This window comes from Pandoraea eparura (assembly GCF_902459725.1).
GTDB lineage: Bacteria > Pseudomonadota > Gammaproteobacteria > Burkholderiales > Burkholderiaceae > Pandoraea > Pandoraea eparura.
In genome coordinates this window covers 211737-226640 of sequence record NZ_CABPSH010000001.1, presented here as the reverse complement: position 1 = coordinate 226640, position 14904 = coordinate 211737, and the positions used below count along the sequence as shown (strand labels likewise).

Sequence of the window (14904 nt, the reverse complement as noted above, 5' to 3'; positions counted from 1 at the left end):
AACGACAACGGCCCGGGCGACATGACGTCCCCCGGGCCGTGACACAACGGTTCGGCGCTTGCTCAGCGCTTGTTCAGCGCATATCCGGCACTGCAAGGTCTCCCTTGAGGCGCGCCCGGACAGACACCGACTGACTGACTTCGACCCACTGACTTCGACCCACTGACGTCGACCCCCTTACTCCGGTTTGCGCGCCAGTGCACGGTTGCCGATGTCGTGGCGATACTGCATGCCGTCGAAACTGATCTGATTGACGGTCTGGTACGCCACGCTCTGCGCGCCGCGCACCGTGTCGGACAGGCCGACCACGCACAGCACGCGCCCGCCGGTCACTGTCAGCACGTCGTTCTCAAGCTGGGTACCCGCGTGGAACGTCACGCAATCGGCCGTCTCGGCGGGCACTTCGGAGATCCGGTCGCCCTTGCGCGGGGTGTCAGGATACCCGTGCGCGGCAAGCACTACGCCCAGCGCGTAACGGCGATCCCAGTCGAGTTCGACCTTGTCGAGCGTGCCGGCAATCGCGTGCTCGACCACCACAGAGAAGTCGCCCTTCAGGCGCGCCATGATCGGCTGCGTCTCAGGGTCGCCCATACGGCAGTTGAATTCGAGCGTCTTGACGTTGCCTTGGGCGTCGATCATCAGGCCGGCATACAGGAAGCCCGTAAAGCGGATGCCGTCGGTTTCCATGCCGCGCACGGTCGGCAGAATGATCTCGCGCATCACGCGCGCATGGATCTGCGGCGTGACGATCGGCGCGGGCGAATAGGCGCCCATGCCGCCCGTGTTGGGGCCCTGATCGTTATCGAGCAAACGCTTGTGATCCTGCGACGTGGCAAGCGGCAGCACGTTCTTGCCGTCGACCATCACGATGAAGCTGGCTTCCTCGCCTTGCAGGAACTCCTCGATCACCACGCGGGCACCGGCGTCGCCGAGCTTGTTGTCCGCGAGCATCATGTCGACAGCGTGATGGGCTTCGTCAAGCGACATCGCCACGACCACGCCCTTGCCTGCGGCGAGGCCATCCGCCTTGATGACGATCGGTGCGCCCTTGGCGTCGATGTAGGCATGCGCGCTGACCGCGTCGGAGAACGTTTCGTAATCGGCGGTGGGAATGCCATGACGCTTCATGAACGCCTTGGCGAAGTCCTTCGAGGATTCGAGCTGGGCAGCTTCCTTGGTCGGGCCGAAGATCTTCAGGCCACGGGCGCGGAAGATATTGACGATACCGGCGGCGAGCGGCGTTTCCGGGCCGACCACCGTCAGCGCGATGCCTTCGCGCGCGGCGAACTCGGCGAGCACGTTCGGATCGCTGATCGGCACATTGCGCAGGCGCTCGTCGAGCGCTGTGCCGCCGTTACCTGGCGCGACATAAACCAATTGAATACGCGGCGATTGGGCAAGCTTCCACGCCAGCGCGTGTTCGCGGCCGCCCGAGCCGACAACCAGAATCTTCATCTTATTCCTCGATGACGGCGTTGGTGAATACTTCCTGCACGTCGTCGAGGTTTTCGAGCGCGTCGAGCAGCTTTTGCATCTTCACGGCGTCTTCGCCGGTGAAGACCACTTCGGTTTGCGGCTTCATCGTGACTTCCGCGACTTCGGCCTTCAGGCCGGCCGCTTCGAGCTTGCCCTTCACCGCCTGGAAGTCGTTCGCCGGGCAGATGACTTCGAAGCTGCCGTCGTCGTTGCCGATCACGTCATCGGCGCCGGCGTCGAGCGCCACTTCCATCAACTTGTCTTCCGGCGTTTCCGGCGAGAACAGGAACTGGCCGCAATGCGTGAAGAGGAAGGCCACCGAACCGTCGGTGCCCATGTTGCCGCCAAACTTCGAGAACGCATGACGCACTTCCGCGACGGTGCGCACGCGGTTGTCCGTCATGGTGTCGACGATCACGGCCGCACCGTTGATGCCATAGCCTTCGTAGCGGATTTCTTCGTAGTTGGCGCCGTCCAGACCGCCAACGCCGCGATCGATCGCGCGTTTGACGTTGTCCTTGGGCATGTTCGCGTCGGCCGCCTTTTCCACGGCCAGGCGCAGGCGCGGGTTGCTGTCGACGTCACCGCCGCCCAGACGCGCGGCCACCGTGATTTCCTTGATCAGGCGTGTCCAGACTTTACCGCGCTTGGCATCTGCCGCGGCCTTCTTGTGTTTGATGTTGGCCCATTTGGAATGACCCGCCATGAATTTCTCCGTCGTGCCGCATTGAGCGGCGAAGTCCGAGCGGCAACCTGCCGCTATAATCGGAGGCAATTTTATCATGCCGCCGCACCGTGCCACGGGTGTTTGCTGCGCCGTGTCACGTGCTACGCCGCGACTACCGCCGAGGACTCTCAATGCCCCAGAAGCCCGTGCTGCCGCCGCCCTCGTCGCTTGCTGCCTCCCCAGCGGCATCTTCCCCTTCCCACGCCACCGCACACGCCCCGGCTGCCTCGAGCGCCGGCGGCGAGCCCGGCGACCGGCTCCTTATTGCGCGTAACGACCAGCATCTACTCGGCCTGCTGCCCGCCATGGGCAATCGCCACGGGTTGATTACCGGGGCAACGGGCACGGGCAAGACCGTCACGCTTCAGGTCATGGCGCAGGCCTTCTCCGACATCGGGGTGCCGGTGTTCCTCGCCGACGTGAAGGGCGACCTGACCGGCATCACGCAGCCCGGCGTCGAGACACCCAAGCTCAAGGCGCGCATCGCCCAGTTCGGTTTCGATACGCCCGATTGGCACGGTAGCCCGGCCACGCTTTGGGACGTGTTCGGCGAGCAGGGCCATCCCGTGCGCGCGACGGTCTCCGATCTCGGCCCCCTGTTGCTCTCGCGACTGCTGGGCCTGAACGAGACACAGACCGGCGTGCTCAACCTCGTCTTCAAGATCGCCGACGACAACGGCCTGCTGCTGCTCGACAGCAAGGACCTGCGCGCCATGCTTCAGCACGTGGGCGAGAACGCGTCGACCTTCACCACGCAATACGGCAACATCTCGGCCGCGTCGGTTGGGGCGATCCAGCGTGGGCTGCTCACACTCGAGCAACAGGGCGCCGACAAGTTCTTCGGCGAGCCGATGCTCGATATCGACGACTTCATGCAGACGGATGCGCAAGGGCGCGGCATCGTCAACATCCTCGCGGCCGACAAACTGCTGGCCGCGCCGCGCATTTACGCCACCTTCCTGTTGTGGCTGCTCGCCGAGCTGTTCGAGCGTCTGCCGGAAGTGGGCGATCCCGACAAGCCCAAACTCGTCTTCTTCTTCGACGAGGCGCATCTGCTGTTCAACGAGGCGCCGAAGCCGTTGCTCGAGCGCATCGAGCAGATGGTGCGTCTGATTCGTTCGAAGGGCGTTGGCGTGTACTTTGTGACGCAAAACCCGGTTGACGTACCGGACACCGTGCTCGGCCAGTTGGGCAATCGCGTGCAGCATGCGCTGCGGGCCTACTCACCACGCGATCAGAAGGCGGTCAAGGTGGCGGCGCAGACCATGCGTGCCAATCCATCGCTCGACATCGAAGCGGCGATCGGCGAATTGGGCGTGGGCGAAGCGCTGGTGTCGTTGCTCGACGAGAAGGGCCGCCCGGCCGTGACCGAGCGTGCGTACATCGCGCCGCCGGCCTCGCGTATTGGACCGATTACGCCACAGGAACGCGCATCGCTCATCGCCGCGTCGCTTGTGGCCGGCGTGTACGAAAAGGCGGTGGATCGCGAGTCGGCTTACGAGCGCCTTGTCGGGCGCACCCAGATGCGTCAGGCTGACGCTCCGCCCGTTTCCGCGGACGGCGCCGCGCCGCAAGCGCCAAATGACGCTGAGACATCCGGCGGGGGGCTGCTCGATGCCGTGAGGGACTCGCTCGGCGGCTTGCTGGGCGGTTCCGGCAGCTCGCGACGCAAGGATACGGTGGTCGAAGCGATGGTCAAGAGTACGGCGCGCACGATCGGCAGTCAGTTGGGCCGGGAGATCGTGCGCGGTGTGCTGGGCAGCATTCTCGGCGGCAGCAGGCGCCGATGACCGTGTTCGCCGGACGTCGCGGCAAGGCAACGGGCCAACGCTCGGCCGTGATTGCCTTGTGCCGCGCTGCTGACGTGCCGCCGGCACCGTCTCTCGCTCAACGTTTCCTCATGCCTCCATGTCGCTGAAATCTTCGCTGGAACCGGTGCGCACCGGCGTCGCCCACGATCCGTTGTGGCTGCGCGCCGCGCCGCTCATCTTTCTGTTTCTGTGGTCGGTCGGCTTTACCGTCGCCAAGATAGGTCTGGCGTACGCCGATCCGCTCACGTTTCTCGCGTTGCGCTACGGGCTGGTGCTCGTGCTGCTCGCGCCGCTGGCGATCGTCATGCGCCCGCCCTTACCGAAGACGGCGGCCGCGTGGGGCCATCTCATCGTCATCGGTCTGCTCATCCAGGCGCTGTACTTCAGCATGACGTATCTGGCGCTGCGTCTGGGCGTGTCGGCCGGTAGCGTCGCGCTGATTACGTCGCTGCAACCGATTCTCGTGGCGCTGGCCGTGCCGCATCTGGTGGGCGAGCGCGTAAGCGGTCTGAACTGGATAGGACTCGCGCTGGGGCTGGCGGGGGCGGCGCTGGTCATCGTGGCGCGCTCGGCGGTAGAGGTGACCTCGGCGCTGGGGCTGGCGCTGACGTTCGTGGCGCTGGGCGCGATCACCTGCGGCACGCTCTACGAAAAACGCTTCGGCGTGGGTCAGCACCCGGTCACGGCCAATCTGGTGCAGTACGCCGTGGGCTTTGCGGTGACCCTGCCGCTTGCCGGGTGGCTGGAGCCGATGCGTATCGATTGGACATGGCAGCTCGGCGCGTCGCTCGTCTATCTTGTGATCGGCAACTCGATCGTCGCGATTTCATTGCTGCTGGCGATGATCCGGCGCGGCGAGGCGTCGCGCGTCTCGGCGCTGTTTTTCCTCGTGCCGCCGTCGGCGGCGCTCGCGGCGTGGCTCATGGTCGGCGAACACATGCCGCCACTCGCGTGGGGAGGGATGGGGCTGGCGGCCGTTGGGGTGGCGATGGCCACGCGGCGCAAGGCCCGTTAGGGCGCGGGAAGCAGGCCCCGGCACGCGATGGCCGGGGCGTGCGATCTGGCGTCTGGCGCGTGTCAGTTCTTGGTGCCGAACAGGCGGTCGCCCGCGTCGCCCAGACCCGGAATGATGTAAGCGTGATCGTCCAGACGCTCGTCGAGCGACGCGACATACAGCTTCACGTCCGGATGCGCATCATGGAGCACCTTCACGCCTTCGGGCGCGGCCACGAGCGCGAGGAACGCGATATTCTCCGCCGCCACGCCGCGCTTGCGCAGCACGTCAACGGCGTGCACGGCCGAATAGCCGGTCGCCACCATCGGGTCGCACAGAATGAAACGGCGGTCGGCCACATCGGGCAGGCGCACCAGATATTCGACTGGACGATGCTGCTCGTCGCGATACACGCCGATGTGACCGACGCGTGCCGATGGCACCAGATCGAGCAGGCCGTCGCTCATTCCCACGCCGGCGCGCAACACCGGCACGATGGCGAGCTTTTTGCCTGCGATGACGGGCGCGTCCATGGCGACCATCGGCGTGTCGATGTGCTCGGTCGTGAGCGGCAGGTCGCGGGTGATCTCGTAGCCCATGAGCAAGGTGATTTCGCGCAGCAGACCGCGGAACGTGCGCGTCGACGTTTCCTTGTCGCGCATATGCGAGAGCTTGTGCTGGATCAGCGGGTGATCGCAGATATAGAGATTCGGGAAGCGGGAGTCTTGTTTCATGGCAGGCAATCGGAGGCAGGGCCGGTGTGGCCCGCATGGCCGCGATTTTAGCCGATGCGGGCGCCGCCGGTCCGGGTTTCGACGCCGCAGGGGGCGATCGCCCAGGCGCGCGCCCGACAAAGCGGAGCCCGCACGATTCCCTTAGAATCGCTGCAAGACGCGGCGCGGCCGCAGTTGTCCAACGTTTCACTTGTCGAAGGCTGAACATGGATCTGGGAATCAAGGGGCGCACCGCGCTGGTCTGCGGTGCGAGCAAGGGGCTGGGACGGGCGTGTGCGCAGGCGCTGGCCGAAGCGGGGGCGAACGTTGTGATCGTTGCCCGCACGGCTCAGACGCTCACGGCGGCGGCCGACGAGATTCGCGTGGCCACCGGCGTGCGCGTCACCCCCGTGGCTTGCGACATCACCACGCCCGAGGGGCGCGCGCAGGCGCTTGCGGCGTGCGAACCCCTCGACATTCTCGTGACCAACGCGGGCGGGCCGCCGCCGGGCGACTTCCGCGACTGGCAACGCGACGACTGGATTCGAGCGCTCGACGCGAACATGCTCACGCCCATCGAACTGATCAAGGCGAGCGTGGACGGCATGATCGCGCGCGGTTTCGGGCGCATCGTGAACATCACGTCGTCGGCCGTGAAGGCGCCCATCGATATCCTCGGGCTGTCCAATGGTGCCCGCTCCGGGCTGACCGGGTTCGTCGCCGGGCTGGCGCGCACGACCGTAGGCCACAACGTCACCATCAACAACCTGCTGCCGGGCGCTTTTGATACCGACCGCCTTGCGCACACCCTTCAGGCATGGGCGGCCAAGAACGGACAGACGCTGGAATCGGCCCGCGCGAAGCGCGCTGCCGCCATTCCGGCCCGCCGCTTCGGGCAGCCGGACGAGTTCGGCGCGACCTGCGCGTTTCTCTGCAGCGCACAGGCGGGCTACATTACCGGACAGAACGTGCTGATCGACGGCGGCGCGTATCCGGGCACGTTTTAACCCTTTTGAGATGGCTCCAATGACAGTATCGACGGTACCGAAGGTCCGGATTGCGCTGATCGCGCACGACATGAAGAAGGACGACATTCTGGCGGTGGCGAGCGATTACGTCGACGTGCTGCGCCAGTGTCAGCTCGTCGCGACGGGCACGACGGGCGGACGCATCGCCACCGAGCTGGGCCTGGACGTCGAGCGCATGCTCTCGGGACCGCACGGCGGCGACCTCCAGATCGGCGCGCAACTGGCCGAGGGGCGCGTCGACATGGTGCTGTTCCTGCGCGACCCGATGACGCCGCAGCCGCACGAACCCGATATCAACGCCCTCGTGCGGGCTTGCGACGTGCACAACGTGCCGTGCGCGACCAACAGCGCCACGGCGCGCATGCTGCTCGAACAGTTGATCGCGCGTCTGGCCGCACAACCGGCGGCGTGACGCCGGGAACCAACACATCACGACACACTTCACAAGCGTGAGAGGAGCGAGGATGACCAAGGCAATTCGCATCGAACAGAATGGCGGCCCGGAAGTGATGAAGTATGTCGACGTCGAAGTCGGCGACCCCGGACCGGGCGAAGCGCGTGTGCGCCACAACGCCGTCGGGCTGAACTATATCGACGTGTATTTCCGCACCGGTCTGTACCCGCAGCCGCTGCCGGCCGGTTTGGGCATGGAAGCTGCGGGCGTGGTCGAGGCCGTGGGTGAGGGCGTGACGCACGTCAAGGCGGGCGATTGCGTGGCCTATGCCAGCCGTCCGTGCGGCGCCTACGCGCAGGCCCGCGTGATGCCCGCGGCCTCGCTGGTGCGAGTGCCGGATGCCATCAGCGACGACCAGGCCGCCGCCATGATGCTGCAAGGCATGACCGCGCAATACCTGCTGCGCCGCACCTACCCGGTCAAGGCCGGCGACACGATCCTCATCCACGCGGCCGCCGGTGGCGTGGGTCTTATCGTGTGCCAATGGGCCAAGGCGCTCGGCGCGACGGTGATCGGCACGGTCGGCTCCGATGAGAAGGCGGCGCTCGTGCGCAAGCACGGCTGCGACCATCCCATCGTCTACACGCGTGAGAATTTCGTCGAACGCGTGAAGGAGATCACGGGCGGCGAAGGGGTACCGGTGGTCTACGATTCCATCGGCAAGGACACGTTCATCGGCTCGCTCGACTGCTTGCGCCCGCTCGGCATGATGGTGAACTTCGGGAGCGCATCCGGCCCGGTCGCGCAGATCAACACGGCCGATCTCGTGTCGCGCGGCTCGCTGTTCTTCACGCGCCCGACCTTGTTCAACTACACGGCCAAGCGTGCCGACCTGGAAGCCACGGCCAACGAGTTATTCGACATCGTCGGCAAGGGCGCGGTCAAGATCGAGGTCAATCAGCGCTACGCATTGGCCGACGTGGCCCAGGCCCATCGCGATCTCGAGGCGCGAAAGACCACGGGGTCGACGTTGCTCATGCCCTGAGTGGCGGTGGATGGTGCCAACGCTGGGGAGATATGAAGCGCCCCCCATCGCTGGGTGTCAGTCCAGTCGTCGCCGGCCGCCAGGAACTTATCCATGGCGTGTCGCCGACGACGCCGTCGGGGGCTGCTGAATTCAGGCGCGCTGCTTGAAGACGGGAGCGTGGGCGTGAGCGCGTGCATCCTCGCGCACGTTGGCGGGCAGGCGCTTGATGAGCCAATGCACGACCAGCCCGATCACGACGACGTCGTCAAGCAGGCCGAACACCGGCACGAAGTCGGGGATCAGGTCGAACGGACTGATCAGATAGACGGCGAGCAGCGCCAGCGCGGGCAGCAGCCAGCGCGGGCGGCGCGGATCGCGGGCCGCGTGCCAGAGCACGCGAAAATCGTGGCGGGCGACTTGCCACAGACGCAGAAAACGCTTCACTTGCAGGCTCCTGGACGAATATTGCCGCCGGGCGAGGCGGATGGCTTCATTGAATTGTCGGAAACGTCGCCAATCGCTTCGTTAAGTGATTGTATCGTGTGTCTATTGTCATGATTGGCTTTGCGACCTGTCGGGTGCTGGCGATGGCGCACGATACGTGACATTCTGCTTCGACCCTACCGAACCGGGTCGGTTTCATCGATGCATCGACACGCGTAGGGTGCCCTCGCGCCCGATCTGGCGGTCGATTGGCTTTCCAGGTTGCGGCGGGATCGGGCCAGCGGGATAATTTGCCAGCCGCAGTGGTCCATCCATTTTTCCCCTTCGCGGACGCCATCCAAACGCCACCATGACCGACGCTCAAGATCCGAAATCGCCGCAGCAGCCGAACAAGACCGAGTCCGATACGAGCAAGAGCGCAACCCCACCCCTGACACCGCCCGCCACCGAGGCGGGCGCCGCTGCCACGCCGGCTTCGCCGCGGGGATCCGATTATGTAGCGCCGGCCACCGCGGCGACGCCGCATCCGACGGCGAAGCCCGTCGCTGGCACGGCCGAGGCTTCCAGCGACATGCCGGCAAATCCTGACACACTCACGCGCCCGGCGCACGCGCCGGACACCCCGCCGGCACCAGAGGCGGCAGCGACGGCAGCGATGAAACCTCCGTTCCAGGCGCCGACCGCCGAAGTGGCAGCGGAGCGCAATCCGATTGGCGCCTCGTCACCGAAGCCGAGCGAAGGCGAGGGAGAGACCGGGGGGGCGGGGGTCACCGGCATGGGCGGTGGCGACGAGCCGCTGCATCAACCGACCTTTGGCCCGGGCGCGGCGCGTCCCGGCAGCCCCGCGTCGATGGGGACGCAGCCGTCCTATCTGCAGGCGGGCGATTCACCGTGGTCGGTGCTGCGTCGCATCACGTCGGCGCGGTTCCGCGCGTGGTACGAACGCGCGGGACAGCGCATCACGCAGCGCACGCTGAAGATCGGCATCTCGGCGCGCATCTTCCATCCGGAGCCGGGGTCGAAGGGGTTGCGCAGCAAGACGCTGCAGTACCTCGAAGAGTCGATCGCGCACTGGGTAATGTCGCGCGACGTGCTGGTGTTCATGATTCCCACGGTCGACACGCAGGGTCTGCTGCACCCGAGTCATATCCGTCTGCATGACTATGCGAAGCATCTCGACGGGTTGGTGTTGCAGGGCGGGGCGGATGTCTCGCCGCAAAGCTATTCGGAGGTGGCGACGCGTCACGAATGGCAGGGCGACCGCATGCGCGACATGTACGAACTCGAATTGCTGCATGAGTTCGTGGAGCAGGGCAAGCCGATTCTTGGCGTGTGTCGCGGCTGCCAGCTCATCAACGTGGCGTTTGGCGGCACGCTGCACCAGGATATCGCCACGGATCTGCCCGATGCGATTCCGCACGTGACCGATACCTACGAACACAACCGTCACACGCTGACCTTCCCGGAGGGGTCATCGCTCGCTCAGATGTTGGGGCCGGTCGATGTGCCGATCGTCAACTCCATCCACCACCAGTCGGTGCGCACACTTGGGCGCGATCTGAGTGTGGAGGCGGTGTGTTCGGAAGATGGTGTGGTGGAAGCCATTCGCTATCGCAAGGCACCGTTCGTGATGGGGCTGCAATGGCACCCGGAATTTCACCGGGCGGGCGGGCCGGAGTATCTTGATTGCACGCCGGTGCTCGACAACTTCCTGCGCGCCGCGCGCGAAACGCGCTTCTGATTGAACTGCCGATCGCGCGTTTGACCGCATGGTTGACCGCGTTGCGATCGATTCCATGAAAAATGGGCAGCCGCGAGGCTGCCCATTTTTCTATCCGAAGCACCGGAATACTGCCTCCGGTGCTCGCGCCGCATCGATTAGAAGCGGTGACGGATGCCCGTGCCCACAACGGTTTGCGAGCTGGTCGACGACATACCGCCGGCAGCGCCGACACCGGCTTGGAGGCCCGTGCCTTCGTTGTCGGAGATGTGCTGGTACGAACCGGTCAGGTACACATCGGTGCGCTTCGACAGACGGTAGTCGGCTTGCAGCGTCACAGTGTGGAACTTCGGCTTCTTGTCGGTCGAATCTTGCTTGGCCATCGTGTACGTGTACGCGGCGGACAGCGAGACTGCCGGGGTCAGCATGTAGCGACCGTTGACTTCGAAGTTGTCGAACTTCAGGCCGTCGTTGCCGAAGGCAACAGCGGTGCTGTTGAAGTTCAGGCCGGTCAGGCCTTGGAGTTGCGTGTGGGTGTACACCAGGCCGACGGTTGCCGGGCCGAAGGCGTAGTTACCACCGATACCCCAGACGCGTTGCTTCGAGGCGGCGAACACCGAGTCACCGCCAGCCGACGTGTCGACGGCGCCGCTGGTGTTGTTGGCGCCCGTGTTGCCCTGGCGTTCCAGGTAGGCGGCGGCCACGGTCAGCGGGCCGTTGGCGTAGTTCACGCCGGCGCTGAAGGCACGGTTGTTGGCGAAGTCGCCAGCCTTGTTCGAGAAGCCATACAGGCCGCCGAAGGTCAGGCCGTTGTAGTTGGCGCTCGAGTACTTGACCGAGTTGTTCACACGGAACGAGTTGTTCGTGTTGTCGTTATCGTACGGGTGCGCTGCGATCGTGCCGCCGAACGACGAGCCGTTCAGCGTCAGCGGTGCCAGGTAGTCAACCAGCGAGTCGTATTGACGACCGATCGTCACCGAGCCGAACTTGTCGTTCTGCAGGCCAACGAATGCCTGACGGCCAAACATGCGACCGTTCTGGCCCGACGTGCCGTTGTTGATCGAGAAGCCGTTTTCCAGCACGAAGATGGCCTTGTTGCCGCCACCGAGGTCTTCCGCACCCTTCAGGCCCCAACGGCTGCCGTTGATCAGGCCGCTCGTTGCGCGGAAGTTCTTCGAACCCGAAGCCGTCGAGGTCGTCGAGTTGCTGGTGTAAGCGACGCCGGCGTCGATCAAGCCGTACAGGGTGACGCTGCTTTGTGCTTGGGCGCTCGCGGAGAACGCGCCGACAACGGCAGCGGCAAGAAGAGTTTTTTTCATGGTCTAAGCTCCAGTAACGTGACACGAATCGCAGAATTCGCGTGAAAACAGAACGCGGCGAAACAGAACATGTCGAGGTGACGGTTTGTCATTCGCGAACCCGATCAGGTATCGGCACTGCTCTGTTGACAGGGGGCAGTGTATGAGTGAGCGTGGCTCGCACCTATTTCAGAATCCGCAAGAATCTATTTCGGATACGGGAAGAATGCGCCGAAGGTGCCCGAAAGCGTTGTCAGATAAGGGATTGGCTTGATTAAGCCTAGGCCATAAATCGCCACGCAAGCGACGTGTGTTGCGCGTGGGAGACAATGCACAAGCGATGCACGATCGCGCGTGAAGTATTGCCAGTACTGGATTTGCACGCGACCGGGATTGACGGATTAAGTTCCGGCGACGCGAGAACGCGTCGCGGCACGCATTGACGCGAGCGTCAAACACCGAGCGAATTCATGTCGTCGATGTTTGCGACTGCCGCCGATATCGGGCGCTCATCGATGCGACACACATCGGGTATTGCGGCAGCGATATCAACAGACCTATTCGAGACCGCATCTGGCGGTCATCAGGGTCTCGTCATCGGAAGCAATGGCGCTCGCCAGATGAGGAAAATCCTAGATGCTGGCCAGCGTGAATGAACGACTCGCGTCAAAAAGTCCTTTATACATAGTGTTTTACGGACTATTGCGAGTCGCCGAATACTGCATTGCGCCGAATGATGAGAATGATTCGAGAGGCCAGACCCTATACTACGTTCCGCGAGAAGTAGACTTTTGCATTGAGTGAAAAGTCTCCAAACCTTGGCGCGGCCTTATTGGCCGCGCTTTTTTTTGTTCGTCATTTTCGTCGCGTTTTCGTCGTGTTGCTGCTGCGTTTTCGGCTACGCGTAGTGGCCCGCGCTGAGGACGTCGCCGCAATCGCGCACGTGGGGAATGCGCAACTGCTTGAGCTTGCGATACAGCGATGCCCGACAGAAGCCGAGCGTGCGCGCTGCTGCCGAGATGTTCCAGCGATGTTGCGCGAGGGCCTGCAGAATGCGCTCACGCTCGTGATCGTTCGGTGACGCTTGCGCACGGGTGTCGACCGACTTGGCGGCGTGGCGCGACACAACGGCATCTCGCACTTGCGGCGCGCGCATCGCGATGGTGCCTTCCGATCGGGGCGCCGTCGACGGCATGACGAGCTCCGGCGGCAGGTCGTCCATGCACAGCACATGGCCGCTCATCACTGCGCACGCGTATCGCAATGCCGCGCGCATCTGACGTAGATTCCCCGGCCATGCGTGGGCCAGCAGACACACCAAGGCCTCCGGCGACAGGCGCGCCAGTGCCTGCTCGGCGCGCAGCCCCGGCCACTCGTCGCACAGCATGTGGGCGATCAATTCGCGCTTGTCGTCACGCTCGCGCAGCGTCGGCAGCGTGAGCACGCCCACGGCAATGCGGTAATAAAGATCTTCGCGGAACGTGCCCTGTGCCACAGCGCCGGCGAGATCCTGATGCGTGGCGCAGATCAGTTGCACGTTGACGGGCACCGGTTGACTCGCCCCCAGCGGCGTGACCTCACGCTCCGAGAGCACGCGCAGCAGTCGCGTCTGCAGCGCGTGGGGCATGTCGCCGATTTCGTCGAGAAACAGCGTGCCGCCATCGGCCTGCTGCAATTTTCCCTTCATCCCGCCGGGCAGGGCACCCGAAAACGCGCCGCGCTGATAGCCGAACAGTTCGCTCTCGACGAGAGGCTCCGGCAGCGATGCCGTATTGATCGCGACGAACGCTTGCGCGCGCCGCTCGCTATACGCATGCAGCGCTCTGGCCAGAAACTCCTTGCCCGTTCCCGTCTCACCGAGGATCAACACCGGCAGTCCGCGATCGACGAAGCGCTTGCCGCGCGCGAGCAAGTCGCGCATGCGGGCGTCGGTGCCGCACAGGTCGTCGATGGCGAGATAGTCGGGGCGCATCTGCGGGGCGGCGGCAGCGACGGCAGCGGCGGCCGGTACGCGCACGATGCGCTCGGCCAGGGCGGCAATGTTGTTGAAGGCGGTGTTGGCCGTGGCGGCGCCAAGGGGACTGGTGTGGCCGACAGGTCGAGCGGGGGCGTGCGCTACAGCAAGGTGAGCGGGCATGACTTGTCTCCTTCTCGTATCGGTACGAAAGGGCGCCGTCGGGGGCTTGTGGCCTGGCGATTCCTGACGTCTCTTTATGTCGCAGCCGGCTCGGGTGGCCAACCGCTAATGCAGCATACGACTGGACAGTCATAACATCCAATACAATATAGATGCGCTATTAATACCTTTGAGGTATCAGATGATCGAGCTGCGTCATTTCCAGTACTTTGTGGTGCTCGCGGAGACCCTTCACTTCGGTCGCGCAGCCCAGCAATTGCATATCTCGCAGCCGCCGCTGTCGCGTCAGATCGCGTTGATGGAGGCGGAGCTGGGCGTGCAGCTTTTCGAGCGCACGCGGCGCAGTGTGCGGCTCACGCGGGCCGGCGCGCGCTTTTATCAGGATGCGGTGGACATCCTCAACTCGGTCGACCGGGCGCGCCGCAATGTCGTGGCGGCGAGCCGCGGCGAAGACGGCGCGATCACGGTCGGCTTCATGATGTCCTCGGCGTACAACATCCTGCCCGCGCTCACGCGCACGTATGCCGCCGCCTATGCGCGCGTTGACATGAAACTGGCGGAGACGTTACCGAATCTGCTGGCGGAAGCCGTGCGGGCTGGGCGGACCGACGTCGGCATCATGTATCGCCCGGAAGACCTGACCGGGCTCAATACGGCGACCGTGTTTCGCGAGGAAATGGTGGCCGTGCTGCCGCGCACGCACCCGTTGGGAAAGGCGCGTGTGCTCGACGCCGCGCAACTGGCCGAGGAGTCGTTCGTGAGCATTCCGCGCGAGATCGCGCCGCTCGTCTACGATCTGGTCGTCGATCATTGCCGCCGTGCGGGCTTTTCGCCGCACATCCGGCTCGAAACCAATCTGCAGCAGACGATTATCAACCTCGTGGGCGAAGGCCTGGGGGTGGCAATGGTGCCGATGTCGATGAGCAGCACGAGCGCGTTCGGCAATGCGGTTTTCAGACCGTTGCGCAATGCACCGGTGGCGGAAGTGGCGCTGCTGTGGAGCCGCGACAATCACAATCCGTGTGTCGAGACGTTTGTCGAGAATGCGCGCGCGGTATGGCACGACATGCAGCGCGCGCGGGGCGCACGGCTGGTGCCCGACAGCCCGGACACCAGCGCGCACTGAAAACGACGC

Annotated in this window: 13 protein-coding genes; 7 read left to right on the top strand and 6 right to left on the bottom strand. The window is 64.6% G+C overall.

The window, feature by feature from the left end:
* Nucleotides 1-177: 177 nt before the first annotated feature.
* Nucleotides 178-1455 (bottom strand): phosphoribosylamine--glycine ligase, encoded by a 1278-nt coding sequence (purD, locus tag PEP31012_RS01030; RefSeq protein ID WP_150587509.1) that lies wholly within the window; start codon nucleotides 1453-1455, stop codon nucleotides 178-180.
* A gap of 1 nt (nucleotide 1456) precedes the next feature.
* Nucleotides 1457-2182: a YebC/PmpR family DNA-binding transcriptional regulator gene (locus PEP31012_RS01025; protein WP_150587508.1), complete on the bottom strand. Its 726-nt coding sequence runs from the start codon at nucleotides 2180-2182 to the stop codon at nucleotides 1457-1459.
* Between the two features lie 326 nt (nucleotides 2183-2508).
* On the opposite strand from PEP31012_RS01025, the gene PEP31012_RS01020 reads away from it, so the two are divergent.
* Together PEP31012_RS01020 and PEP31012_RS01015 are read left to right on the top strand one after the other, a co-directional pair.
* On the top strand, nucleotides 2509-3993 hold the full coding sequence (locus PEP31012_RS01020; RefSeq protein WP_246171125.1) for a helicase HerA-like domain-containing protein: 1485 nt from the start codon (nucleotides 2509-2511) through the stop codon (nucleotides 3991-3993).
* A 118-nt stretch (nucleotides 3994-4111) separates the two neighbouring features.
* Nucleotides 4112-5029, top strand: coding sequence for a DMT family transporter (locus tag PEP31012_RS01015; RefSeq protein WP_150587506.1), 918 nt, complete (start codon nucleotides 4112-4114; stop codon nucleotides 5027-5029).
* 62 nt (nucleotides 5030-5091) lie between these two features.
* Here PEP31012_RS01015 and upp read toward each other — a convergent pair whose 3' ends face one another.
* Nucleotides 5092-5742 carry a uracil phosphoribosyltransferase gene (upp, locus tag PEP31012_RS01010; protein WP_150587505.1) on the bottom strand — a complete coding sequence of 217 codons (651 nt, stop codon included), beginning with the start codon at nucleotides 5740-5742 and terminating at the stop codon, nucleotides 5092-5094.
* Nucleotides 5743-5948: 206 nt separating this feature from the next.
* Here upp and PEP31012_RS01005 point away from each other — a divergent pair, with 206 nt between their 5' ends.
* Genes PEP31012_RS01005 through PEP31012_RS00995 form a run of 3 tightly spaced genes read left to right on the top strand, consistent with a single transcriptional unit; the run spans nucleotide 5949 to nucleotide 8188 of the window.
* Entirely contained in the window at nucleotides 5949-6728 is a 780-nt protein-coding gene (locus PEP31012_RS01005; RefSeq protein WP_150587504.1) for an SDR family oxidoreductase, read from the top strand.
* Between the two features lie 19 nt (nucleotides 6729-6747).
* The gene (locus PEP31012_RS01000) at nucleotides 6748-7161 is read left to right on the top strand and encodes a methylglyoxal synthase (protein ID WP_150587503.1); all 414 of its coding nucleotides are present in this window, start codon (nucleotides 6748-6750) and stop codon (nucleotides 7159-7161) included.
* Between the two features lie 52 nt (nucleotides 7162-7213).
* The gene (locus tag PEP31012_RS00995; RefSeq protein ID WP_150587502.1) at nucleotides 7214-8188 is read left to right on the top strand and encodes a quinone oxidoreductase family protein; all 975 of its coding nucleotides are present in this window, start codon (nucleotides 7214-7216) and stop codon (nucleotides 8186-8188) included.
* 132 nt (nucleotides 8189-8320) lie between these two features.
* Here PEP31012_RS00995 and PEP31012_RS00990 read toward each other — a convergent pair whose 3' ends face one another.
* Nucleotides 8321-8614 carry a YkvA family protein gene (locus PEP31012_RS00990; RefSeq protein ID WP_150587501.1) on the bottom strand — a complete coding sequence of 98 codons (294 nt, stop codon included), beginning with the start codon at nucleotides 8612-8614 and terminating at the stop codon, nucleotides 8321-8323.
* A gap of 349 nt (nucleotides 8615-8963) precedes the next feature.
* On the opposite strand from PEP31012_RS00990, the gene PEP31012_RS00985 reads away from it, so the two are divergent.
* Complete coding sequence (locus tag PEP31012_RS00985; RefSeq protein WP_150587500.1) at nucleotides 8964-10355, top strand: gamma-glutamyl-gamma-aminobutyrate hydrolase family protein; 1392 nt, start codon at nucleotides 8964-8966, stop codon at nucleotides 10353-10355.
* A 137-nt stretch (nucleotides 10356-10492) separates the two neighbouring features.
* On the opposite strand, the gene PEP31012_RS00980 is transcribed toward PEP31012_RS00985, so the two are convergent.
* Both PEP31012_RS00980 and PEP31012_RS00975 read right to left on the bottom strand, forming a co-directional pair.
* Entirely contained in the window at nucleotides 10493-11653 is a 1161-nt protein-coding gene (locus tag PEP31012_RS00980; protein ID WP_150587499.1) for a porin, read from the bottom strand.
* A gap of 877 nt (nucleotides 11654-12530) precedes the next feature.
* Nucleotides 12531-13604 (bottom strand): sigma-54-dependent Fis family transcriptional regulator, encoded by a 1074-nt coding sequence (locus PEP31012_RS00975; protein ID WP_150588019.1) that lies wholly within the window; start codon nucleotides 13602-13604, stop codon nucleotides 12531-12533.
* Nucleotides 13605-13950: 346 nt separating this feature from the next.
* Between PEP31012_RS00975 and PEP31012_RS00970 the strand changes: the two genes are divergently transcribed.
* Nucleotides 13951-14895: a LysR family transcriptional regulator gene (locus PEP31012_RS00970; RefSeq protein WP_150587498.1), complete on the top strand. Its 945-nt coding sequence runs from the start codon at nucleotides 13951-13953 to the stop codon at nucleotides 14893-14895.
* The last annotated feature ends 9 nt before the right edge of the window (nucleotides 14896-14904 follow it).

Excerpts from the sequence above, each read along its gene's own strand:
- PEP31012_RS01005 (WP_150587504.1), top strand. The coding sequence starts at position 5,949 with ATGGATCTGGGAATCAAGGGGCGCACCGCGCTGGTCTGCGGTGCGAGC.
- PEP31012_RS00975 (WP_150588019.1), bottom strand. The coding sequence starts at position 13,604 with ATGCGCCCCGACTATCTCGCCATCGACGACCTGTGCGGCACCGACGCC.
- PEP31012_RS00985 (WP_150587500.1), top strand. The coding sequence starts at position 8,964 with ATGACCGACGCTCAAGATCCGAAATCGCCGCAGCAGCCGAACAAGACC.
- PEP31012_RS00970 (WP_150587498.1), top strand. The coding sequence starts at position 13,951 with ATGATCGAGCTGCGTCATTTCCAGTACTTTGTGGTGCTCGCGGAGACC.
- PEP31012_RS01020 (WP_246171125.1), top strand. The coding sequence starts at position 2,509 with ATGGGCAATCGCCACGGGTTGATTACCGGGGCAACGGGCACGGGCAAG.
- purD (WP_150587509.1), bottom strand. The coding sequence starts at position 1,455 with ATGAAGATTCTGGTTGTCGGCTCGGGCGGCCGCGAACACGCGCTGGCG.
- PEP31012_RS01025 (WP_150587508.1), bottom strand. The coding sequence starts at position 2,182 with ATGGCGGGTCATTCCAAATGGGCCAACATCAAACACAAGAAGGCCGCG.
- PEP31012_RS00995 (WP_150587502.1), top strand. The coding sequence starts at position 7,214 with ATGACCAAGGCAATTCGCATCGAACAGAATGGCGGCCCGGAAGTGATG.
- PEP31012_RS01000 (WP_150587503.1), top strand. The coding sequence starts at position 6,748 with ATGACAGTATCGACGGTACCGAAGGTCCGGATTGCGCTGATCGCGCAC.
- PEP31012_RS00980 (WP_150587499.1), bottom strand. The coding sequence starts at position 11,653 with ATGAAAAAAACTCTTCTTGCCGCTGCCGTTGTCGGCGCGTTCTCCGCG.
- upp (WP_150587505.1), bottom strand. The coding sequence starts at position 5,742 with ATGAAACAAGACTCCCGCTTCCCGAATCTCTATATCTGCGATCACCCG.
- PEP31012_RS01015 (WP_150587506.1), top strand. The coding sequence starts at position 4,112 with ATGTCGCTGAAATCTTCGCTGGAACCGGTGCGCACCGGCGTCGCCCAC.